Below are 22,306 nucleotides of genomic sequence, written 5' to 3' on the forward strand. Positions count from 1 at the left end.
TACTACGGCGACGAGATCGGCATGGGCGACAACATCTGGCTCGGCGACCGCGACGCCGTGCGCACCCCCATGCAGTGGACCCCCGACCGCAACGCCGGGTTCTCGTCCTGCGACCCGGGCCGGCTGTTCCTGCCCACGATCATGGATCCGGTCCACGGCTACCAGGTCACCAACGTCGAGGCGTCCATGGCCTCGCCGTCGTCGCTGCTGCACTGGACGCGGCGGATGATCGAGATCCGCAAGCAGAACCCCGCCTTCGGCCTCGGCTCGTACACCGAGCTGCCCTCCTCGAACCCGGCGGTGCTGGCCTTCCTGCGCGAGTACGAGGACGACCTGGTGCTGTGCGTGCACAACTTCTCCCGGTTCGCGCAGCCCACCGAGCTGGACCTCAGCCGGTTCGGGGGACGGCATCCGGTCGAGCTGTTCGGCGGTGTCCGCTTCCCGGCCGTCGGCGAACTGCCGTACCTGCTCACGCTCGGTGGCCACGGCTTCTACTGGTTCCGGCTGCGCCCCGAGGCCGCGCAGGACACGCACGCGGCCCTGTCGGCTTAACACAGCCGACCGCACGGCACCACTCCAAGGCTCCGGGCGGGACGGGGTGTTTCTCCCGCTTCGCCCGGGGCACGCATCAGTAACCCCCCGACCGCCCGGGGAAAGGACGCGACGCCATGTCGGAAGCCGTCACACGTGCTGTCACCGCCCCGCCCGGCCTCCTTGCGTCACTGGACCCCCTGCTGCGCGAGTGGCTGCCGCGGCAGCGCTGGTTCGCGGGCAAGGGACGGCCGGTCACCGGGTTCACGCCGGTCTCGGCGACCGAACTGCTGCCGGCCGGCTCCCGGCTCGGCCTGTACCACCTGCTGGTCCGCGCCCACCAGCCACTCGTGCCGGCGCACGGCTCCCCCGGCCTGCCCGGCGACTGCTACCAGCTCCTGATAGGCGTGCGCGAGGCGCTGCCTCCCCGGCTGGCGCCCGCGCTGATAGGGCACGCCACGGAGGGCACGCTCGCCGGGCACACGGTCTACGACGCCCTCCACGACACCCGGCCCGCCGAACTGCTCCTGGAGGCGCTGCGCACCCGGGCACGGATCGGCGGGCTCCGTTTCGAGCGGGAGCGGAACGCGGGAACGGGCCCGGACACCGATATACCGGCCGGCCTGGTGCCGCGCGTGGTGACCGCCGAACAGTCGAACTCGTCGGTCGTCTATGGGGACGCGTTCATTCTCAAGTTGTTGCGCCGGATCGTGCCCGGCATCAACCCCGACCTGGAACTGCCCCTGGCGCTGGCCCGGCGCGGCAGCCCCCGGGTGCCCGCCCCGGCGGCGTGGATGGTCGCCGACCTGGGCGGCGAACCGTACGTCCTCGGTGTCCTCCAGCCGTTCGTGCGGGACGCGGCCGACGGCTGGGAACTGGCGCTGGACCGGCTGGCCCAGGGCGCGGACTTCACGGACCCGGCCCGTGAGCTGGGGCGCGCGACGGCCGAGGTGCACACGGCACTCGCCGACGCCCTGCCCACCGCCACACTCGGGCACAGCCAGCTGGAGGCCCTGGTCGACGGCATGGTCGAACGCCTCGAGGACGCCGTGCAGGCGGTGCCCACGCTGCGCCCCTACGCGGCGGGCCTGCACGCGGCGTACGAGGCGCTCGGCGACCTGGCCGCCGAGGGCCGCACCTGGACCGCGCAGCGCATCCACGGCGACCTGCACCTCGGGCAGTGCCTGCGCTCGCCGTCCGGCCACTGGTGGCTGATCGACTTCGAGGGCGAGCCGTCCAGGCCGCTGGCCGAGCGGCGCATGCCGCAGCCCGCCGAGCGGGACATCGCGGGCATGCTGCGGTCCTTCGACTACGCCGCGCAGTCGGCCGACCCGCCGGCCCCGGACTGGGCCCGCGCCTGCCGGGCCGCGTACTGCACCGGGTACGCGGCCGTCGCGGGCCGGGATCCCCGTACCGATCCCGTGCTGCTGCGGGCCTACGAGACGGACAAGGCGGTGTACGAGGTCGTCTACGAGGCCCGGCACCGCCCCGACTGGCTGCCCGTGCCGCTGTCCGCGATACGCCGGCTGGCCATGCCCGACGGCACCGACCTGATGTGACTTCGCCGAGGAGGCTCCGCCCGTGACCCCCCGACCCCTGTCCAGCGGTCCGGAACGGAAGAAGACGGCCGCCGAGAAGAAGACGGCCGCGGGAAGGAAGACAGCCGCCGGGAAGAGGACGGCCGCGAAACGGACCGCCCCGCCCCGGGCCGCCGCGGCTCCTCCGACGACCACCGTCACGGCCGTCACCGCCGCCGACCGCGACCGGCTGCTCGCCGGTACCCATCACGATCCGCATTCCGTGCTCGGCACCCACCCGCTGCCGGGCGGCGGCGGTGTCGCCGTGCGCGCCTTCCGGCCGTACGCGCGGGCGGTGACCGTCGTCGCCGGGGACCTGCGGGCCGAGCTGCGCGACGACGGGGAGGGCTTCTTCTCGGGGCTGCTCCCCCTGCCGGACGTGCCCGCGTACCGCCTGCTGGTGACGTACGACGGGACGGTCCACGACACCGAGGACGCCTACGGCTTCCTGCCCACCCTCGGCGAGCTCGACCTGCATCTGATCGGCGAGGGACGGCACGAGCGGCTGTGGACGGTGCTCGGCGCGCACCCGACGGCCCTCCGGGGCGTGGCCGGCACCCGCTTCTCCGTCTGGGCGCCGAACGCGCGGGGCGTGCGCGTGGCCGGCACCTTCAACTTCTGGGACGGCACCGGCCACCCCATGCGGTCACTGGGCGGGACGGGTGTGTGGGAGCTGTTCGTGCCCGGCGTCGGGGAGGGCGAGCTGTACAAGTTCGACATCACCCGGCCCGACGGCTCGCACACGCTGCGCGCCGACCCGATGGCCCGCCGCACGGAAACCCCGCCCGCCACGGCGTCGATCGTCACGTCGTCCGCCTGCGAGCCGTACGCCTGGGGCGACGCGGAATGGCTGGCGCGGCGCGCGGACCCGCCCGCGCACCAGGCGCCGATGTCCGTGTACGAGGTGCACCTCGCGTCCTGGCGGCCGGGTCTTACGTACCGCCAGCTCGCCGGGCAGCTGCCCGCGTACGTCCGCGACCTGGGCTTCACGCACGTGGAGCTGATGCCGGTCGCCGAGCATCCCTTCGGTGGCTCCTGGGGCTACCAGGTGACCGGCTTCTACGCGCCGACGGCCCGGCTCGGCACACCGGACGACTTCCGGTACCTGGTGGACGCGCTGCACCGGGCAGGCATCGGCGTGATCATGGACTGGGTGCCGGCGCACTTCCCGCGCGACGCGTGGGCGCTCGCCGAGTTCGACGGCCTTCCGCTGTACGAGCACGCCGACCCGCTGCGGGCGGCCCACCCCGACTGGGGCACGCTGGAGTTCGACTTCGGCCGGCGCGAGGTGCGCAACTTCCTGGTGGCGAACGCCCTGTACTGGTGCGAGGAGTTCCACATCGACGGGCTGCGCGTGGACGCGGTCGCCTCGATGCTGTACCTGGACTACTCGCGCGAGCCGGGCCAGTGGACGCCGAACGAGCGCGGCGGGCGGGAGAACCTGGACGCGGTGGCGTTCCTGCAGGAGATGAACGCGACGCTGTACCGGCGGGTGCCGGGCGTGGTGACGATCGCCGAGGAGTCGACGGCCTGGGACGGCGTCACGCGGGCCACGCACCACGAGGGCCCGAGCGGCTTCGGCGGCCTCGGGTTCGGGCTGAAGTGGAACATGGGCTGGATGCACGACTCGCTCCAGTACATGCGCCACGACCCCGTGCACCGTACGCACCACCACCACGAGATGACGTTCTCCATGGTGTACGCGTACAGCGAGAACTACGTGCTGCCGATCTCGCACGACGAGGTGGTGCACGGCAAGCGGTCGCTGGTGTCGAAGATGCCGGGCGACTGGTGGCAGCAGCGCGCCGGGCTGCGCGCGTACCTCGCCTACATGTGGGCCCACCCGGGCAAACAGCTCCTCTTCATGGGCCAGGAGTTCGCCCAGGGCGCGGAGTGGTCGGAGGCGCACGGGCCCGACTGGTGGCTCCTCGACCCGGGCTACGGCGCGCAGGCCGACCACCGGGGCGTACGGGACCTGGTGCGCGACCTGAACACCGGGTACCGGTCGACGCCGGCACTGTGGCAGTGCGACACCGACCCGGCGGGCTTCGCGTGGGTGGCCGGGGACGCGGCCGAGGACAACGTCCTGGCGTTCCTGCGGTACGACGCCGAGGGCGCGCCGCTGCTGGTGGTGTGCCACTTCGCGCCGGTGGTCCGGCCCGACTACCGGATCGGCGTCCCCGACGACGTCCCGGCCTGGCACGAGGTCCTCAACACGGACGCGGAACGCTACGGCGGCAGCGGCGTCACCGGCCGTCCGGGCGACGGCTCCGGGCCGGTCGAGCCGGAGCCGCAGGGGTGGCACGGCCGCCCGGCGAGCATCCGCCTGACCCTGCCGCCCCTGTCGACCCTCTGGCTGCGCCCGGCCCAGCCGGAGGCCCTGTCGTTTGGGTCAGGCCGGCTGTAGGACGCGGGGCTTCGCAGCCGACCCGAGCGGGGTCTGGTGCGCGGCTGCACGGCGGAGGAGGGCGTCGACGCGGAGCGTCGGCGACCGACGACAACGCGGCAGATGTGCGCGCCGGACGCGCGGCGCCGGGGCGATCACAACGACAGGCCCTCACCCGGCTGCCGGGTGAGCCCCGGGGGCAGCTCGCCGGTGTGCAGCACGCCGAGTCGCTGCGTGGCCCGGGTCAGCGCCACGTACAGGTCGCTCGTGCCGTAGCGGCCCGGTTCGACCACGAGGACCGAGTCGAACTCCAGCCCCTTGGCCTGCCGCGGATCGAGCAGGACGACTCGTCGGGCCAGGTCGGGCTCGGCACCGGCCGTCACGCCCTCCAGCCGGGCGGCGAGGCGGCGGTGCAGGTCGCGCGGGGCGATCACCGCGAGGCGCCCCTCGTCGGGGGTGAGCTCGGCGACCGCCTCGGCGACGGCGCCGGGCAGGTCCCCGGCGCGGCGGACCCAGGGCCGTACGCCCGTGGAACGCACCGAACCGGGCGGCTCGAAGTCCGGCTTCCCGGCCCGTACGACCGCTGCCGCCAAATCCATGATCTCGGCGGGGGTGCGGTAGTTGACGCCGAGGCGGGTGTGCTCCCAGCGGTCCTCGACGTACGGCTGGAGGATGTCCTCCCAGGAGCCGACCCCTGCCGCCTCGGCGGTCTGCGCCGGGTCGCCGACCAGGGTCATGGAGCGGGTGGGGCTGCGCCGCATCAGCAGCCGCCACGCCATCGGGGACAGCTCCTGCGCCTCGTCCACGATGATGTGCCCGAACGCCCAGGTGCGGTCGGCCGCGGCGCGCTCGGCGGCGCTGCGCCGGTCCTCCTCCTCGTGGCGTTCGGCGAACCGCTCGGCGTCGATGACGTCGTGCGCGGACAGCACCTCGGAGCTCTCGGGGTCGGAATCCTCCTTGTCCTCGAACTCGTAGGTGCGCGACGCGTACGAAACGTCCAGGACGCCCTGCGCGTAGGCGACCTGCGCCCGCCGTTCGCGCTCGGCGCGCTCCCGGATCAGGCGGTCGTCCTCGCCGAGGAGTTCGGCGGCCTCGTCCAGCAGCGGAACGTCCGAGATCGTCCACCGCCGGGTCACCGGGCGGCGGACGGCGTCGGCGTCCTCGGCGGTGAGGAATCCCCCGGACCCGCCCTTCCCGGCCGCGGAGGACGCGGTCGACGGCGCGGTCGCGGAGGGCGCGGTCACGAACTCCTCGGGCGCGGCGAGGAAGTCGGCGACCAGGCGCTCCGGGGTGAGCCGGGGCCACAGCCGGTCGATCGCCGACCAGACCTCGGGGTTGTCGGCGAGGTCGTCGCGGATCTGCGTGATGTCGCTGGGGTCCAGCAGGCTGGTGCCGTCGAACGGGTCGGTGCCGATGCGCTCGGCGTACAGGTCGGTGAGCGTGTTGAGGATGTGCCCCTCGAAGTGCTCGCGGGCCGCGTTGTGCGGCAGCCCGGTGGCGCGGGTGCGTTCGCGGGCGACGCCCACCAGCCCGTCGTCCAGCATCAGCACCTCGCGTTCGTGCTCGACGGTGAGGACGGGGTCGGGCAGCGCCTGCCGGCTGCCTACGACCGCGGCGAGGACGTCCGCCATGCCGGCGCGGCCCTTCACGGCGGCGGCCTCCGGCGTGTCGGAGGCGCTGGCGCGCACCCCGGGGTACAGCTCGCCGACCGTGGCGAGCAGGACGCCGGTCTCCCCGAGGGAGGGCAGCACCTCGCCGATGTAGCCGAGGAAGGCCGGGTTCGGCCCGACGATCAGCACGGCCCGCTTCGCGAGCAGCTCACGGTGCTCGTACAGCAGGTAGGCGGCGCGGTGCAGGGCGACGGCGGTCTTGCCGGTGCCGGGACCGCCCTCCACGACCAGCACCCCGCGGTGCGGTGCCCGGATGATGCGGTCCTGGTCGGCCTGGATGGTGCGCACGATGTCGCCCATGCGGCCGGTGCGGGCCGAGTTGAGGGCGGCGAGCAGTACGGCGTCGCCGGTCGGGTCCTCGTGCCCGGTGCGGGTGTCGTCGCCAAGGTCGAGGATCTCGTCGTGCAGGCCGGTGACGCGGCGCCCGTCGGTGGAGATGTGCCGCCGGCGCCTCAGGCCCATCGGGGTGTGTCCGGTGGCCAGGTAGAAGGGGCGGGCGACGTCGGCGCGCCAGTCGATGAGCACGGGGGTGCGCTCGGCGTCGTCGCCGCGCAGCCCGATCCGGCCGATGTGGTAGGTGGCGCAGGCCGCCCCGGATTCCCCGGTCGTACGGGCTTCCCCGGTCGTACGGGCTTCCTCAGTCGTACGGGTTTTGCCGGTCGCACCGGATTCCCCGGTTTCCGGGGATTCTTCGGCCGCCGTGGCCGCCCTCGCCGCCGCCTCGGGTGTGAGGTCGATGCGGCCGAAGCACAGGGAACCGTCCACCGCGTTCAGCGCGGCGAGCAGCCCGGACCGCTCGGCGACGAGGATGTCCCGCTCCAGCCTGGCCTGCCGGGGCGTGTGGCCCTGCCCGAGCGCGTCCGTGACCGCGATCTCGGCGTCGCCGCGCAGCGCGTCCACGCGGGCGTACAGTCCGTCGACGAATTCCTGCTCGTGCCGCAATTCGCCGTCGGCACATTCGCTGTTGTCGCTGTTTGACAATTCCGCTCCCGCCCGGATATGCTGTGCTCAGTGAACTTCCTGCGACCGCATTTTTTATGAAGTCGCGAATCATTGAATATACGCAAAGAAATCCCCCGGGCGCAATTGCCGGGGGATTTTTTTGCGCAGGGGCGGCCTGGCTGTCCGGGGCCGGACGGACGGAGCGCCCGCGGATCCGCGGTTCAGGCGCGGGCCCGCGGGCGATCCGGGCCGGGGGTGCGGGCGGCGGGGTCCGGGCCGCCGCCCGCCGTCGCTCAGGCCTGGGTGAGTGCCTTCCCGCCACCCTGGCCCGGCACCTCGGAGTCCGCACCGCCGTGGCCGCCGCCGGCCTCGGCCGGCACGTGACCGCCGTGGCCGTCGTCCAGCAGCGTCTGCTCGTCGAACGGGATCCGCCCGGCGAGGACGTCGTCCACGCGCGCCCTGTCGATCTCCTTGGTCCAGGTACCGATCAGGACGGTGGCGACGGCGTTGCCCGCGAAGTTGGTCAGGGCGCGGGCCTCACTCATGAAGCGGTCGATGCCGACGATCAGGCCGATGCCGTCCACCATCGCCGGCTTGTGCGACTGCAGACCGCCGGCCAGCGTCGCGAGACCGGCGCCGGTGACACCCGCCGCGCCCTTGGACGCGACCAGCAGGAACAGCAGCAGCGGGATCTGCTCGCCGAGCGACATCGGCGTACCCATGGCGTCGGCGATGAACAGCGAGGCCATGGTCATGTAGATCATGGTGCCGTCGAGGTTGAAGGAGTAGCCGGTCGGGACGGTGATGCCGACGACCGGCTTGCTGACGCCCATGTGCTCCATCTTCGCGATGAGCCGCGGCAGCGCGGACTCCGACGAGGACGTGGACAGGATCAGCAGGAACTCGCGGCCCAGGTACCTGAACAGCGTGAGGATGTTCAGCCCGGAGACGACCCTCAGCATCACCCCGAGCACGATGAAGACGAACAGCACACAGGTGATGTAGAAGCCGAGCATCAGGACGGCGAGGCTCTTGAGCGCGTCCACGCCGGCCGAGCCGACGACCGCGGCCATCGCGCCGAACGCGCCGACCGGGGCCGCCCACATGATCATCGCGAGGACGCGGAACACGAGGCGCTGGATGTGCTCGACGCCGCGCAGCACGGGCCGCCCGGCGCCGCCCATGGCCTGCAGCGCGAAGCCGCACAGCAGGGCGATCAGCAGGGTCTGCAGGACCTCGCCCTCGGTGAAAGCGGACACGATGGTCACCGGGATGATGCCGAGCAGGAACTCGGTGGTGTCCTTCGCCTCGGCGTCGACCTGCGCGTGGCCGGTCTCCTTCACGACGTCCGTGATGGCGAGGCCCGAGCCGGGCTCCAGGATGTTGCCGACGATCAGGCCGATGGCCAGCGCCACCAGCGACATCACCAGGAAGTAGCCGAGCGCGATACCGCCCACGGCACCGACTTTGGCGGCCTTCCGCACGGAGCCGATGCCCAGCACGATGGTGCAGAAGATGATCGGCGAGATCATCATCTTGATCAGGTTCACGAAGCCGGTCCCGATCGGCTTCAGCTCCACCGCGAAGTCGGGCGCGATCAGACCCACGGCGACACCGAGGGCGACCGCGATGATCACCGCGATGTAGAGGTAGTGGGTGCGGTCCCGCCTCACGGGGATCTTCGGGGACTTGGGTGGTTCGGTGGGTGACGTATCGGCTGCTGCGCTGGTCACGGCGGCCCTCCTTGACGACGTCGTCGGCATCACCGGCGTGCGGCTCACGTCCGGGGGGTGGTGGGTGTTCTGGGTCTCTCGTCGAACGGGGAGACACGGGGGGATGCGGTGCACTATGGCGTGGGCTGTGCGCACGGTCACCCTTCCGTTCATTGAGTTCACCGCCGTACGGGCAGGCACACTGAAACGCATGCGCATACCCGCCCCCCGGCCCCGCTCCCTGGCGGGCCAGCTCTTCGCGATGCAGGCCGTGCTGATCGCGGTCGTCGTCGCCGGGTACGCGCTGTTCACCTACGTCAGTGACCGCAGCCAGGCCGAGGAGGCGGCGGGCCGGCAGGCCGCGGCGGTGGCACGCACGGTCGCGGACTCGCCGTCCGTACGGGAGGCGATCCGCACCGGCGACCCGTCGGCCACCCTCCAGCCGTACGCGCTGCGGGTCGTGCGCCACGCCGACGTCGACTTCGTCACGATCATGAACCCGGGGGGCATCCGCTGGACGCACCCCGACCCGGAACAGATCGGGCAGCGCTTCCAGGGCCACACGGCGCCCGCGCTGATGGGGCACAGCTTCACCGAGACGTACACCGGCACCCTCGGCCCGTCCGTCCGCTCGGTCACCCCGATACGGGACGACGGCAGGATCGTGGGCCTGGTCAGCGCGGGCATCCGCGTCGACGCCATAAGCGAGCGGGTACGGGGACAGCTGACGGCGCTGGTGGGCGTGGCGGCGGGCGCGCTGCTGCTGGGCGCGGTCGGCACGTACGTGATCAACGCCCGGCTGCGCCGCCACACCCACGGCATGAACGCGACCCAGCTGAGCCGCATGCACGACTACCACCAGGCGGCACTGCACGCGGTGCGGGAGGGGCTGCTGATGCTGGACGGGCAGTACCGTGTGGCGCTGATCAACGACGGCGGACGAGAGCTGCTGGGGGTGACCGGCGAGGTGGTGGGCAGATCGGTGGCCGAGCTGGGCCTGCCGGCGCCGCTGACGGGCGCGCTGCTGGCGTCCCGGCCGCGCGTGGACGAGGTCCACCTGACGGCGGACCGCGTACTGGTGGTGAACACCTCCCCGGTGTCGAGCGGCGAACGCCGAGGCACGGTGGTCACGCTACGAGACGTCACGGAACTCCAGTCCCTGATGGGCGAACTCGACTCGGAACGCGGCTTCACACAGGCGCTGCGCTCCCAGGCCCACGAGGCGGCCAACCGCCTCCACACCGTCGTCTCGCTGATCGAGCTGGGCCGGGCGGAGGAGGCGGTGGACTTCGCGGTCGCCGAACTGGAACTGGCCCAGGCGCTGACCGACCAGGTCGTGGCCGCGGTGCGCGAGCCCGTCCTCGCCGCGCTGCTGCTGGGCAAGACGGCGCAGGCCAACGAGCGGGGCGTGGAACTCGAGGTGTCCGAGGACAGCCGCCTGGACGACAGCCTCCTCCCGGCCGACCTGCCCGCGCGCGACCTGGTCACCATCCTCGGCAACCTGATCGACAACGCGGTGGACGCGGCGCAGGGGACGGGACGGGCGAGGGTGACGGTGACGGCGTACACACGGAGGACGGAGGGCACGGGGTACCCGGAGGACACGAGGGCCGGGGAGCGCCCCGGGGACCGGGAGAACGGGGAGACCCGGGAGGCCCAGGTGACCGGGGAGACCGGGGAGGGTGCGGCGGAGTTGGTGCTGGGGGTGTCGGACACCGGGGCGGGGGTGGACCCGGCGCATCTGGAGGCGGTGTTCCGGCGGGGCTTCTCGACCAAGCCGGCCTCCGGCCCCGGCGGACGCGGCCTGGGCCTGGCCCTGGTCCGCCAGGCGGTCCACCGCCACGGCGGCTCCCTCACGGTAGGGAACGCGGAGGACGGCGGCGCGGCCTTCGAGGTACGGCTCCCCCTGCGCGAGCCGGCCAGCACGGGAGGTGTCGGCGCATGACGGAGGGGCAGCCCATCCGCGTCCTGGTGGTCGAGGACGACCCGGTCGCCGCCGACGCGCACGTGATGTACGTGGGCCGGGTGCCGGGCTTCGCCGCCGTCGGCAAGGCACACAGCGGGGCGGAGGCCCGCCGTGCCCTGGACCGCACTCCGGTGGATCTGCTGCTGCTGGACCTGCACCTGCCGGACGTGCACGGCCTGCAACTGGCCCGGTCCCTGCGTGCCGCCGGCCACCAGGCCGACGTGATCGCGGTGACGTCGGCGCGGGACCTGGCGGTGGTGAGGGAGGGGGTGTCCCTGGGAGTGGTCCAGTACGTCCTGAAACCGTTCACCTTCGCGACCCTGCGGGACCGGCTGGCGCGGTACGCCGAGTTCCACGCCGCGGTGGGTGAGGCGAGCGGCCAGGAGGAGGTGGACCGGGCACTGGCGGCACTACGGGCGCCCGGTCCGGCGGCGCTGCCGAAGGGGTTGAGCGCGCCGACGCTGGAACGGGTCACGGGGGCGCTGCGGGAGGCGGCGGAGGGACTTACCGCGGCGGCGCTGGCGGGGCTGGTGGGAATCTCGCGGATCACGGCGCGGCGATATCTGGAGCACCTGGTGGAGTCGGGACGGGCCGAACGGCGGCCGCTGTACGGGCAGGTGGGGCGACCGGAGCTGGTTTATCGGTGGCGTTAGGGGTGTCGAGCTCGACGGCGCGGGCGCGGGCGCGGGCTTTGGCGCGGGCGCGGGCTTTGGCGGCCTCGGTGGATGCATCCCCCGCGGTCGAAGGCGTGAGCGGCTTGGGAGAGGGCGCGGGCCTCGGCGGGGCGGTCGGCAACTGTGCGGGTGACGGCCAGGTTTGCCCGAGGCCGGCCTGCGTGGGGCCGGCCCTCGAACTCCTGGAAGGCCTCAGAAGTCCCGCCGCACCCCGCCGTCGCCTCCTCCTCCACCCGCCCCACCTCCCTCGGAGCGATGCCGCGTTTGTTCCGCACCCCGGTCTCTCACCGTGGGCGCCCCAACAGCCTGGAACACGGCGCGGACTCGGGTCAGGCGGCGGTTCGCGCCTGCCTCGGCGCTCGCGCGTACAACAGAACCTGCGCCCCGAGGCCGGCCACCGCGAGCGCCTCGATCACGGAGAGCGCGAGGAGCAGCGCGCCACTCTTCCCGTCGGCCCAGAAGACGACGAGCGCGGCCAGCGGCACCCCGCAGAACGCGGTCAGGTCGATCACGGCCTGAATGGTCTTGCGGGACCGGCGCCGGGTGTCGCCGCGGTGGTAGGCCTCCCAGCCGAACGTGGGGAAGGCGTCGTCAGCGGCGGCGGCGTGCCGGGCGAGCCGGGGCCCGAGCTGGTCTCTGACGTAATGCCCGATGGCGGTGATCTTCTCGTCGTTGACGAGGTAGGTCCACCCGAGCACGACGCACACCGGCGGCAGCGCGAGCAGCATGGCGGGCTGCTCGGCCTGCGCGGCTGCGGCGATGACGGCGGCCACGACCGCGAGGGTCACGTACAGCAGATTGTCCCGGAACCCGATCCGCGCTTTCTGCTCGTCCTTGACGGTCTGATACTCCGCCAGCAGCAACTGCCCGACGGTGATGTCCTGCTCAGACATGCGATGCCCCTCCCCGGCGCCTGACGCGAGGCCCCACCGTAACCGCCGGAGCCTCGACAGGTTTTCCCTACCGCTGGTATGTCATTTCAGCGGTGAGCCTCATGCCGCTTCGCTCATGCCGGAGCGGTCCGGGAAGACGCGCACCCCGCACCCCGCGAACCCCCGCGCCTCCGGCGCACCCACCCCGCCCCGCAGGTCACCCCCCGCCCCGCAGGTCACCCCACCCCGCGATCTAAACCCCGCACGCACATTGACCTGACTAGACCACTCCTCTTACGTTCACCACGCCAGCCGTCCAGGCCACAGCGTCGTGAGCCCGTAGGAGGTCGTGCCCGTGCGCCCCACCGCCGTCCGCCCCCGCAAGACTGCCCGCCACCTGGTCCTCTCCCCCGTCCCCACCCGCAGAACCGTCGCCCTCGTGGCCACCGCCGCTCTCCTGCCCGCCCTGCTCAGCGCATGCGGCGGCGGTTCCGGCAGCGACCCGGACACGATCAAGGTGTCGTACAAGCAATCGACGGACAACTCCGTCAAGGTGATGGACACCTACCTCGCCGGCGTCAAGAAGGAGTTCGAGAAGGCGCACCCCGGCAAGAAGGTCGAGCTGGTGCCGATCAAGGCGGCGGACTCGGAGTACTACACCAAGCTCCAGCAGATGCTGCGCTCCCCGAAGACCGCGCCGGACCTGGTCTACGAGGACACCTTCCTCATCAACTCCGACATCACCAGCGGGTATCTCAAGCCCCTCGACCCCTACCTCGCCAAGTGGAAGGACTGGGGCAGCTTCATCGACACCGCCAAGGCGGCGGCGCGCGGCGAGGACGGCAAGACGTACGGCGTGCCGGACGGCACCGACACCCGCGGCCTCTGGTTCAGCAAGGATGTGTTCGCGAAAGCGGGCCTGCCCGCCGACTGGCAGCCCAAGAGCTGGGACGACATCCTCGCCGCCGCCCGCACCATCAGGAAGAAGGTCCCCGGCACCGTCCCCCTCAACGTCTACACCGGCAAGCCCGCCGGTGAGATGGCCACCATGCAGGGCTTCCAGATGCTGCTGTACGGGACGGGGGACGCCGCTGCCGACGACCCGCTCTACGACCAGAACAGCAGGAAGTGGATCGCCCCGGGCAAGGGGTTCAAGGACTCGCTCGCCTTCGTCGAGACCGTCTACCGCGACAAACTCGGGCCCGAGATCTCCGACGCGCTCGACCCCAACTTCTCCACCAAGATCCGCGGTGAGCTGCTGCCGGAGGGCAAGCTCGGTATCGCGCTCGACGGTTCCTGGCTGCCGCAGGACTGGCTGCCGGGCAGCGGGCACGAGTGGCCCGAGTGGTCGAAGGAGCTGGGGCTCGCGCACATGCCGACCCAGCACGGGCAGGCGCCCGGCAAGGTGAGCATGTCGGGCGGCTGGACCTGGGCGATCCCCGCCAAGGCGGGCAACGCCGACCTCGCCTTCGACTTCATCAAGACGATGCAGACGAAGGCGAACGCCGAGAAGTGGTACGTCGCCAACTCCGGGATCGCCGTACGGAAGGACGTCGCCGACGACCCGTCGTACACGAACGCCCAGGCCGGCACCAAGTTCTTCACCGGCCTCGTCCCGCACACCCACTACCGGCCCGCCTACCCGGCGTATCCGAAGGTCTCCACCGCCATCCAGGAGGCGATGGAGGGCGTGACGACCGGCGACATGTCGGTCGACGAAGCCGCCGACGGCTACGAGGACGCGCTCAGGGACGCCACCGACGACCAGGTCGTCAAGAAGTGACCGCAGCACGTCCGGCAACGACGAAACGCCGCTCCCCCCGCCCGTCCCCCGACCGTCCTCCTCGCCGTCCCCTCCCCCTCTCGCGTTCCCTTCTCCGCGCCCTCCCCGTCTCCCCCTCCGTCGTCCTGCTCCTCCTCTTCCTGGCCGGCCCGATCGTCTACTGCGTGGTCATCGCGTTCACCGACCTGCAGTTGACCGGGCAGGCCGAGGAATCGTTCGTCGGGCTGGAGAACTTCCGGCGGGCCTTCCAGGACGACGCGTTCCTGAACGCCGTATGGCTGACGCTCGTCTTCACGGTCATCTCGTCGCTCCTCGGGCAGAACACCCTCGGTCTCGCGCTCGCCGCGCTCATGCAGCGGGCGTCGAAGCCGGTGCGCACGCTGACCGGCGGCATCGTGATCACGGCCTGGGTGCTGCCGGAGGTCGTCGCCGGGTTCCTGCTGTACGCGTTCTTCCGGCGCGAGGGCACCCTCAACGCCGTCCTCGACGGGCTGCACCTGCCGTCCCAGAACTGGCTGTTCACGCTGCCGATCCTGGCCGTCTCCTTCGCGAACGTCTGGCGTGGCACCGCCTTCTCCATGCTCGTCTACTCGGCCGCCCTCAACGAGATCCCCAAGGAGGTCACGGAGGCGGCCGAGGTGGACGGCGCGGGCGGCTGGCGCCGCATGTGGCACGTCACGCTGCCGATGATCCGCCGCTCCATCGGCACCAACCTCATGCTCAACACCCTCCAGACCCTCTCCGTCTTCGGGCTGATCTGGGTCATGACGCGCGGCGGCCCCAGCGGCAAGAGCCAGACGCTGCCGCTGTTCATGTACGAGCAGGCCTTCCAGAAGAGCCTGATCGGCTACGGCACCGCGGTGGCGCTGCTGCTCCTGCTGATCGGTTCGCTGTTCTCGGCCGTGTACCTGCGCCTGCTGCGCACGGAGGTGTGACGGGCATGGCCCACAAGACCACCACCCGTACGACCCCCGCACCCGGCACGGCGCACGGCGCCCGCACCCTCGCCTCCCGCCGTACCGCCCGCCGCCTCGCCGCCGACGCCGGGCTGCTCGCCGTCGCCGCCGCCTTCGTGCTGCCCCTGCTGTGGGTGCTGCTGTCGGCGCTCGATCCGCGCGCGGACCTGCGGGTGAAGGCGCCCGACGGGCTCACCCTGGACAACTTCGACGCGATCCTCACCGACGAGGTCACCTTCACGCCGCTCATGAACAGCCTGCTGCTGTGCGGCGGCGCGACGGCGCTGACCGTGGTGTGCGCGGCGCTGGCGGCGTACCCGCTGTCCCGGTTCCGCTCCCGCCTGAACCGGCCGTTCCTGCTGACGATCCTGTTCGCGACGAGCCTGCCCGTCACGGCGATCATGGTGCCGGTCTACGCCCTGTTCGTGCGGGTGAACCTGATCGACACCATGCAGGGCACGATCTTCTTCTTCGCCGCGTCCCAGCTGCCCTTCGCCATCTGGCTGATGAAGAACTTCATGGACGGCGTGCCGAAGGAGCTGGAGGAGGCCGCCTGGACGGACGGGGCGTCGTCGTGGCAGTCGCTGCTGCGGATCGTGCTGCCGCTGATGGGGCCCGGGGTCTCGGTCGTGACCGTCTTCTCGTTCGTGATGATGTGGGGGAACTTCTTCGTCCCCTTCATGCTGCTGCTCACCCCGGACCAGATGCCGGCGTCCGTCAGCATCAACGAGTTCTTCGGCAACCGCGGCATGGTCGCGTACGGCCAGCTCGCCGCGTTCTCCATCGTCTACTCGACGCCGGTGATCCTGCTGTACGTACTCATCGCCCGACGCCTCGGCAGCGGCTTCGCCCTCGGCGGCGCCGTGAAGGGATAGAGGCGAGGAGGCTTCGAACGGCCGGGCCTAGAAGACCGACTCCGCCTCGTCCATCCGGTCCTTCGGGACCGTCTTCAGCTCGGTCACGGCCTCTGCCAGCGGCACCATCACGATGTCCGTGCCGCGCAGCGCCGTCATCCGGCCGAACTCGCCGCGGTGCGCGGCCTCCATCGCGTGCCAGCCGAACCGCGTGGCCAGCACCCGGTCGTACGCGGTCGGGGTGCCGCCGCGCTGCACATGGCCGAGGATGACCGGCCGGGCCTCCTTGCCGAGGCGCCGCTCCAGCTCGTGGGCGAGAGCCGTGCCGATGCCCTGGAAGCGCTCGTGTCCGAACTGGTCGATCGCGCCCTTGCCGTAGTCCATGCTGCCCTCGGCGGGGTGGGCTCCCTCGGCGACGCAGATCACCGCGAACTTCTTGCCGCGCGAGAAGCGCTCCTCGACCATCTTGACCAGGTCGGCCGGGTCGAAGGGCCGCTCGGGCAGGCAGATCCCGTGGGCGCCGGCGGCCATGCCGGACTCCAGGGCGATCCAGCCGGCGTGCCGGCCCATGACCTCGACGACCATCACGCGCTGGTGGGACTCGGCGGTGGTCTTCAGCCGGTCCATCGCCTCCGTGGCGACGCCGACGGCCGTGTCGAAGCCGAAGGTGCGGTCGGTCGAGGAGATGTCGTTGTCGATGGTCTTCGGGACGCCGACCACCGGCAGGCCCGCGTCGCTCAGCATGCGGGCGGCGGTCAGGGTGCCCTCGCCGCCGATCGGGATGAGCGCGTCGATGCCGAACTCGTGAATCATGTCGGAGGCGTTCTCACAGGCCTCGCGGAGCCGGTCGCGCTCCAGCCGGGAGGAGCCGAGGATGGTGCCGCCGCGGGCCAGGATGCCGCTGACCGCGTTGAGGTCGAGCGAGCGGAAGCGGCCGTCGAGGAGTCCGGCGTAGCCGTCCTCGAAGCCGATGACCTCGTCGCCGTAGTGGTCCACCGCTCGGTGCACGACCGACCGGATCACTGCGTTCAGGCCGGGGCAGTCGCCGCCTGCGGTGAGAACTCCGATACGCATCGTGCTGTGTCTCCTGCTCGCTGTGGACACCGGTGAGCCACTGCCGATTGTTCCATGCCCCGCGGAGCGATGCCGACCGTCCCGCGACGGGCGCCTTACCCATCACCGAAGGTATTGTCAAGGTGGTTCCGCTCACCTCGGTGAGCCATTTTTATGACGTCGACAAGATTTCTACGACACCGACCAGGATGTCCGCCGGACGACAGGACGGCGGCCGAACCCGGCTGCCGCCGCCGCACCGCCCCCGACCCGACCGCCGGCAACTCGATCCGGCAACTCGACCGCCGGCCACTCGACCGCCGCCATCCGACGACGAAGAACGTGCCGGCGAAGCACATGACGAAGAACGGAGAGCGCACGTGACGCGCAGCGTGTACGTGACCGGAATCGACCGCGGCGACGGCCGCCAGGTCGTCGAGCTGGGGGTCATGGAGCTGCTGACCCGGCAGGTGGACCGGGTGGGCGTCTTCCGGCCGCTCGTCCACGACGGGCCCGACCGTCTCTTCGAGCTGCTGCGCTCCCGCTACCGGCTCTCCCAGGACCCCGCGACGGTCTACGGCATGGACTACGAGGAGGCGTCCGCCCTCCAGGCCGAGCAGGGCACGGACGAGCTGGTGGCCGCGCTGGTCGACCGGTTCCACCTGGTGGCCCGCGACTACGACGTCGTCCTCGTCCTCGGTACCGACTACGCCGACACGCAGTTCCCCGACGAGCTCTCGCTGAACGCCCGCCTCGCCAACGAGTTCGGCGCCTCCGTGGTCCCCGTGGTCGGCGGCCGGGGGCAGTCCGCCGAGTCCGTGCTCGCCGAGACCCGCAACGCGTTCCGCGCGTACGACACCCTCGGCTGCGACGTGCTCGCGATGATCACCAACCGGGTCGCCCGCGAGGACCGTGGCACGATCGCCGAGGGGCTCGCCGACCGGCTGCCCGTGCCCTGCTACGTGCTCCCCGACGAGCCCGCCCTGTCCGCGCCCACGGTCGCCCAGATCGGGCACACGCTCGGCGCGAGGGTGCTGCTCGGCGACGACTCGGGACTGTCGCGCGACGCCCTGGACTTCGTGTTCGGCGGGGCGATGCTGCCGAACTTCGTGAGCGCCCTGACCCCGGGCTGCCTGGTGGTCACCCCTGGCGACCGCGCGGACCTGGTCGTCGGCGCGCTCGCCGCGCACAGCGCCGGCACCCCGCCGATAGCCGGGGTGCTGCTCACCCTGGGCGAGGTCCCCGGCGACGACATCCTCACCCTCGCCGGGCGGCTCGCCCCCGGCACGCCCGTGCTGTCGGTGCCCGGCAACAGCTTCCCGACCGCCGAGCGGCTGTTCACCCTGGAGGGCAGGCTGAACGCCGCGACCCCGCGCAAGGCGGAGACCGCGCTCGGCCTCTTCGAGCGGCACGTCGACACCGGCGGTCTGCTGGACCGGGTCTCGGCGCCGAGCAGCGACCGCGTCACGCCGATGATGTTCGAGCACAAGCTGCTGGAGCAGGCCCGCTCGGACCGGCGCCGGGTCGTCCTGCCGGAGGGCACCGAGGAGCGCGTGCTGCACGCGGCGGAGGTGCTGCTGCGCCGGGGCGTGTGCGACCTGACGCTGCTCGGGCCGGTCGACCTGATCCGCAAGAAGGCCGCCGACCTCGGCATCGACCTCGGCGACGCCCAGCTCATCGACCCGGCCGTCTCCGGACTGCGCGACGCGTTCGCCGAGCGGTACGCCGCCCTGCGCGCCCACAAGGGCGTCACCGTGGAGCTGGCGTACGACGTCGTCTCCGACGTGAACTACTTCGGCACCCTGATGGTGCAGGAGGGCCTCGCCGACGGCATGGTGTCGGGCTCGGTGCACTCCACGGCGGCGACGATCCGCCCGGCCTTCGAAATCATCAAGACCAGGCCGGACGCCTCGATCGTCTCCTCCGTCTTCTTCATGTGCCTGGCCGACAAGGTCCTCGTCTACGGCGACTGCGCCGTGAACCCCGACCCGGACGCCGAGCAGCTCGCCGACATCGCCGTCCAGTCGGCCACGACCGCCGCCCGGTTCGGCGTGGACCCGCGCATCGCCCTGCTGTCGTACTCCACCGGTACGTCGGGCTCGGGCGCGGACGTCGACAAGGTGCGGCGGGCGACCGAACTGGTCCGCTCGCGCCGCCCGGACCTGAGCGTCGAGGGGCCCATCCAGTACGACGCGGCCGTCGAGCCGACCGTCGCCGCGACGAAGCTGCCCGGGTCCGAGGTGGCCGGGCAGGCGAGCGTGCTGATCTTCCCCGACCTCAACACCGGCAACAACACCTACAAGGCCGTGCAGCGCTCGGCCGGGGCCGTCGCCGTCGGACCGGTCCTGCAGGGCCTGCGCAAGCCGGTCAACGACCTGTCCCGGGGCGCCCTCGTCCAGGACATCGTCAACACCGTCGCCATCACGGCCGTCCAGGCCCAGACCCCGACGGCCCCGGCGGCCGAGAACACGACCACCGCCCCGGCCGGGAGCCCGCCCGCGGCCCCGGCCCCGACCCGGAAGGTGACCGACCAGTGACCGGCACCCGCGTCCTCGTCCTCAACTCCGGCTCCTCCTCCCTCAAGTACCAGCTGCTCGACATGCGGGACAGCCGCCGGCTCGCGGTGGGGCTCGTCGAGCGGATCGGCGAGGAGACGTCCCGGCTGAGGCACACGCCGGTCGCGGACGGCACGGCACGGGAGTCGACGGGGGCCGTCCCCGATCACGACGCCGCCCTGAAGGCCGTGGCCGCCGAACTCGCCAGGGACGGCCTGGGGCTCGACTCGTCCGAACTGGCCGCGATCGGGCACCGGGTGGTGCACGGCGGGCGGCGGTTCACCGAGCCGACCGTGATCGACGACGCCGTACTCGCCGAGATCGAGCGGCTGATCCCGGTGGCGCCCCTGCACAACCCCGCCAACCTGACCGGCATCCGTACCGCCCGGACGCTGCGGCCGGACCTGCCGCAGGTCGCCGTCTTCGACACCGCGTTCCACACGACGATGCCGGAGCCGGCCGCCCGCTACGCGATCGACGTGGAGACCGCCGACGCGCACCGCATCCGCCGCTACGGCTTCCACGGCACGTCGCACGCGTACGTGTCCCGGGAGACGGCCCGGCTGCTGGGCCGGGCGCCCGAGGACGTGAACGTGATCGTGCTGCACCTGGGCAACGGGGCGTCGGCCTCCGCCGTGCGGGGCGGGCGCTGCGTGGAGACCTCCATGGGGCTGACGCCCTTGGAGGGCCTGGTGATGGGTACGCGCTCCGGTGACACGGATCCGGCCGTCGTCTTCCATTTGATGCGCGTCGGTGGAATGTCAGCGGACGAGATCGACGATCTCCTTAACAAGAGGAGCGGGCTCGTCGGACTCTGCGGCGACAACGACATGCGGGAGATCCGCCGCCGGATCGACGAGGGCGACGAGCGGGCGAAACTGGCGTTCGACATCTATATCCACCGGCTGAAGAAGTACATCGGCGCCTATTACGCGGTGCTCGGACGGGTGGACGCGGTCACCTTCACGGCCGGGGTCGGCGAGAACGCGGCACCCGTTCGGGAAGCTGCCGTGGCGGGCCTGGCGGAGCTGGGCATCGTGGTCGACGGCGAACGGAACGCGGAGCGCGCGGACGGGCCGCGGCTGATCTCACCCGCGCACGCGCGCGTCGCCGTGGCCGTGGTCCCGACGGACGAGGAAAGGGAAATCGCGGCACAGACATACGCACTGGTCGAGAAGAACGACTGAGGCCTGGCCGGACGACGGAGAACGACCGGGCAATACACCTCGTCACCGGCCTTCGCATACACGCCTGAGCGCGAACCCGCCCATTTGTACTTTCCGCCAGACGGAATATTCCGTAGCGAAACAAACCGATAGGATCACCCTATGCGCCGTTCGAAAATCGTCTGTACTCTCGGCCCCGCGGTCGACTCCCACGAGCAGCTCGTCGCGCTGATCGAAGCCGGTATGAATGTGGCCCGCTTCAACTTCAGCCACGGCTCCCACGCCGAGCACCAGGGCCGGTACGACCGGGTCCGGGCCGCCGCCGGGGAGACCGGCCGGGCCATCGGTGTCCTCGCCGACCTGCAGGGGCCGAAGATCCGCCTGGAGACCTTCGCCGAGGGCCCGGTCGAGCTGGTGCGCGGTGACGAGTTCACCATCACCACCGAGGACGTCCCCGGCGACCGTACGATCTGCGGCACCACCTACAAGGGCCTGCCCGGCGACGTCGGCAAGGGCGACCAGATCCTCATCAACGACGGCAACGTCGAGCTGAAGGTCACCGAGGTCGAGGGCCCGCAGGTGCGGACGATCGTCATCGAGGGCGGCGTCATCTCCGACCACAAGGGCATCAACCTGCCCGGTACGGCCGTCAACGTGCCCGCGCTGAGCGAGAAGGACGTCGACGACCTGCGCTTCGCCCTCCGCATGGGCTGCGACATGGTCGCGCTGTCGTTCGTCCGGGACGCCAAGGACGTCGCCGACGTGCACCGCGTCATGGACGAGGAGGGCCGCCGCGTCCCCGTCATCGCCAAGGTGGAGAAGCCGCAGGCGGTGGAGAACATGGCGGACGTCGTGATGGCGTTCGACGGTGTCATGGTCGCGCGCGGCGACCTCGCCGTCGAGTACCCGCTCGAGAAGGTCCCGATGGTGCAGAAGCGCCTGATCGAGCTGTGCCGGCGCAACGCCAAGCCGGTGATCGTGGCGACCCAGATGATGGAGTCCATGATCACCAACTCCCGTCCGACGCGCGCCGAGGCATCCGACGTGGCCAACGCGATCCTGGACGGCGCCGACGCGGTCATGCTGTCCGCCGAGTCGAGCGTGGGCGCGTACCCGATCGAGACGGTCCGCACGATGTCGAAGATCGTCACCGCGGCCGAGCAGGAGCTGCTGTCCAAGGGCCTGCAGCCGCTCGTGCCGGGCAAGAAGCCGCGCACCCAGGGTGGTTCGGTGGCGCGCGCCGCCGCCGAGATCGCCGACTTCCTCGGCGGCAGGGGCCTGGTGGCCTTCACCCAGTCCGGCGACACGGCCCGCCGGCTGTCCCGCTACCGCGCCGCGCAGCCGGTCATCGCGTACACCACGGACGAGGGCACCCGGAACCAGCTGGCACTCAGCTGGGGCGTGGAACCGTACGTGGTGCCCTTCGTGAACAGCACGGACGAGATGGTCGAGCTGGTGGACCAGGAGATGGTCAAGCTGGGCCGGTTCAACGACGGCGACATCGTGGTGATCACGGCCGGTTCCCCGCCCGGCGTGCCCGGCACCACCAACATGGTGCGCGTCCACCACCTGGGCAGCACCGGGAGCTGACCCGGCCGGCCGGCCGGTC

General features: G+C 71.7%; 15 protein-coding genes. 11 read left to right on the forward strand and 4 right to left on the reverse strand.

Going from position 1 to position 22,306, the window contains the following annotated elements:
* The 3 genes from ABZ354_RS18700 to glgB all read left to right on the forward strand — a co-directional run.
* The coding region (locus ABZ354_RS18700) for an alpha-glucosidase C-terminal domain-containing protein (protein WP_358658007.1) at window positions 1-552 on the forward strand (552 nt) is incomplete at its 5' end.
* Window positions 553-668: 116 nt separating this feature from the next.
* Entirely contained in the window at window positions 669-2,090 is a 1,422-nt protein-coding gene (locus tag ABZ354_RS18705) for a maltokinase (protein ID WP_358658009.1), read from the forward strand.
* Window positions 2,091-2,112: 22 nt separating this feature from the next.
* Entirely contained in the window at window positions 2,113-4,515 is a 2,403-nt protein-coding gene (gene glgB / locus ABZ354_RS18710; protein WP_358658011.1) for a 1,4-alpha-glucan branching enzyme, read from the forward strand.
* A gap of 134 nt (window positions 4,516-4,649) precedes the next feature.
* Here the strand turns inward: glgB and ABZ354_RS18715 are convergent, their stop codons facing one another.
* Both ABZ354_RS18715 and ABZ354_RS18720 read right to left on the reverse strand, forming a co-directional pair.
* The gene (locus ABZ354_RS18715) at window positions 4,650-7,145 is read right to left on the reverse strand and encodes an ATP-dependent DNA helicase (protein ID WP_358658013.1); all 2,496 of its coding nucleotides are present in this window, start codon (window positions 7,143-7,145) and stop codon (window positions 4,650-4,652) included.
* Window positions 7,146-7,399: 254 nt separating this feature from the next.
* On the reverse strand, window positions 7,400-8,869 hold the full coding sequence (locus ABZ354_RS18720; protein WP_358658202.1) for a cation:dicarboxylase symporter family transporter: 1,470 nt from the start codon (window positions 8,867-8,869) through the stop codon (window positions 7,400-7,402).
* Window positions 8,870-9,029: 160 nt separating this feature from the next.
* Here ABZ354_RS18720 and ABZ354_RS18725 point away from each other — a divergent pair, with 160 nt between their 5' ends.
* The gene (locus ABZ354_RS18725; protein WP_358658015.1) at window positions 9,030-10,763 is read left to right on the forward strand and encodes a sensor histidine kinase; all 1,734 of its coding nucleotides are present in this window, start codon (window positions 9,030-9,032) and stop codon (window positions 10,761-10,763) included.
* Window positions 10,760-11,437 (forward strand): response regulator, encoded by a 678-nt coding sequence (locus ABZ354_RS18730; protein WP_358658017.1) that lies wholly within the window; start codon window positions 10,760-10,762, stop codon window positions 11,435-11,437. The genes ABZ354_RS18725 and ABZ354_RS18730 overlap by 4 nt, the downstream gene beginning before the upstream one ends.
* Before the next feature lie 350 nt (window positions 11,438-11,787).
* On the opposite strand, the gene ABZ354_RS18735 is transcribed toward ABZ354_RS18730, so the two are convergent.
* Window positions 11,788-12,351 (reverse strand): hypothetical protein, encoded by a 564-nt coding sequence (locus ABZ354_RS18735; protein ID WP_358658019.1) that lies wholly within the window; start codon window positions 12,349-12,351, stop codon window positions 11,788-11,790.
* A gap of 334 nt (window positions 12,352-12,685) precedes the next feature.
* Between ABZ354_RS18735 and ABZ354_RS18740 the strand changes: the two genes are divergently transcribed.
* The 3 genes from ABZ354_RS18740 (at window position 12,686) to ABZ354_RS18750 (ending at window position 15,944) form a co-directional block, all read left to right on the forward strand.
* The gene (locus ABZ354_RS18740) at window positions 12,686-14,113 is read left to right on the forward strand and encodes an extracellular solute-binding protein (protein WP_358658021.1); all 1,428 of its coding nucleotides are present in this window, start codon (window positions 12,686-12,688) and stop codon (window positions 14,111-14,113) included.
* Window positions 14,114-14,238: 125 nt separating this feature from the next.
* The gene (locus tag ABZ354_RS18745) at window positions 14,239-15,048 is read left to right on the forward strand and encodes a sugar ABC transporter permease (protein ID WP_358658204.1); all 810 of its coding nucleotides are present in this window, start codon (window positions 14,239-14,241) and stop codon (window positions 15,046-15,048) included.
* Between the two features lie 5 nt (window positions 15,049-15,053).
* Window positions 15,054-15,944 carry a carbohydrate ABC transporter permease gene (locus ABZ354_RS18750; protein ID WP_358658023.1) on the forward strand — a complete coding sequence of 297 codons (891 nt, stop codon included), beginning with the start codon at window positions 15,054-15,056 and terminating at the stop codon, window positions 15,942-15,944.
* Between the two features lie 27 nt (window positions 15,945-15,971).
* Here ABZ354_RS18750 and ABZ354_RS18755 read toward each other — a convergent pair whose 3' ends face one another.
* Window positions 15,972-16,997: an ATP-dependent 6-phosphofructokinase gene (locus ABZ354_RS18755; RefSeq protein WP_358658025.1), complete on the reverse strand. Its 1,026-nt coding sequence runs from the start codon at window positions 16,995-16,997 to the stop codon at window positions 15,972-15,974.
* A gap of 359 nt (window positions 16,998-17,356) precedes the next feature.
* Between ABZ354_RS18755 and pta the strand changes: the two genes are divergently transcribed.
* From pta to pyk, 3 genes are all read left to right on the forward strand, one after another.
* Window positions 17,357-19,513, forward strand: coding sequence for a phosphate acetyltransferase (pta, locus tag ABZ354_RS18760; protein ID WP_358658027.1), 2,157 nt, complete (start codon window positions 17,357-17,359; stop codon window positions 19,511-19,513).
* Window positions 19,510-20,718 (forward strand): acetate kinase, encoded by a 1,209-nt coding sequence (locus ABZ354_RS18765; protein ID WP_358658029.1) that lies wholly within the window; start codon window positions 19,510-19,512, stop codon window positions 20,716-20,718. The genes pta and ABZ354_RS18765 overlap by 4 nt, the downstream gene beginning before the upstream one ends.
* Window positions 20,719-20,859: 141 nt before the next feature.
* Window positions 20,860-22,287: a pyruvate kinase gene (gene pyk, locus ABZ354_RS18770; protein WP_358658031.1), complete on the forward strand. Its 1,428-nt coding sequence runs from the start codon at window positions 20,860-20,862 to the stop codon at window positions 22,285-22,287.
* Window positions 22,288-22,306: the final 19 nt, after the last annotated feature.

This window comes from Streptomyces sp. NPDC005925 (genome assembly GCF_040638805.1).
Taxonomy (GTDB): domain Bacteria; phylum Actinomycetota; class Actinomycetes; order Streptomycetales; family Streptomycetaceae; genus Streptomyces.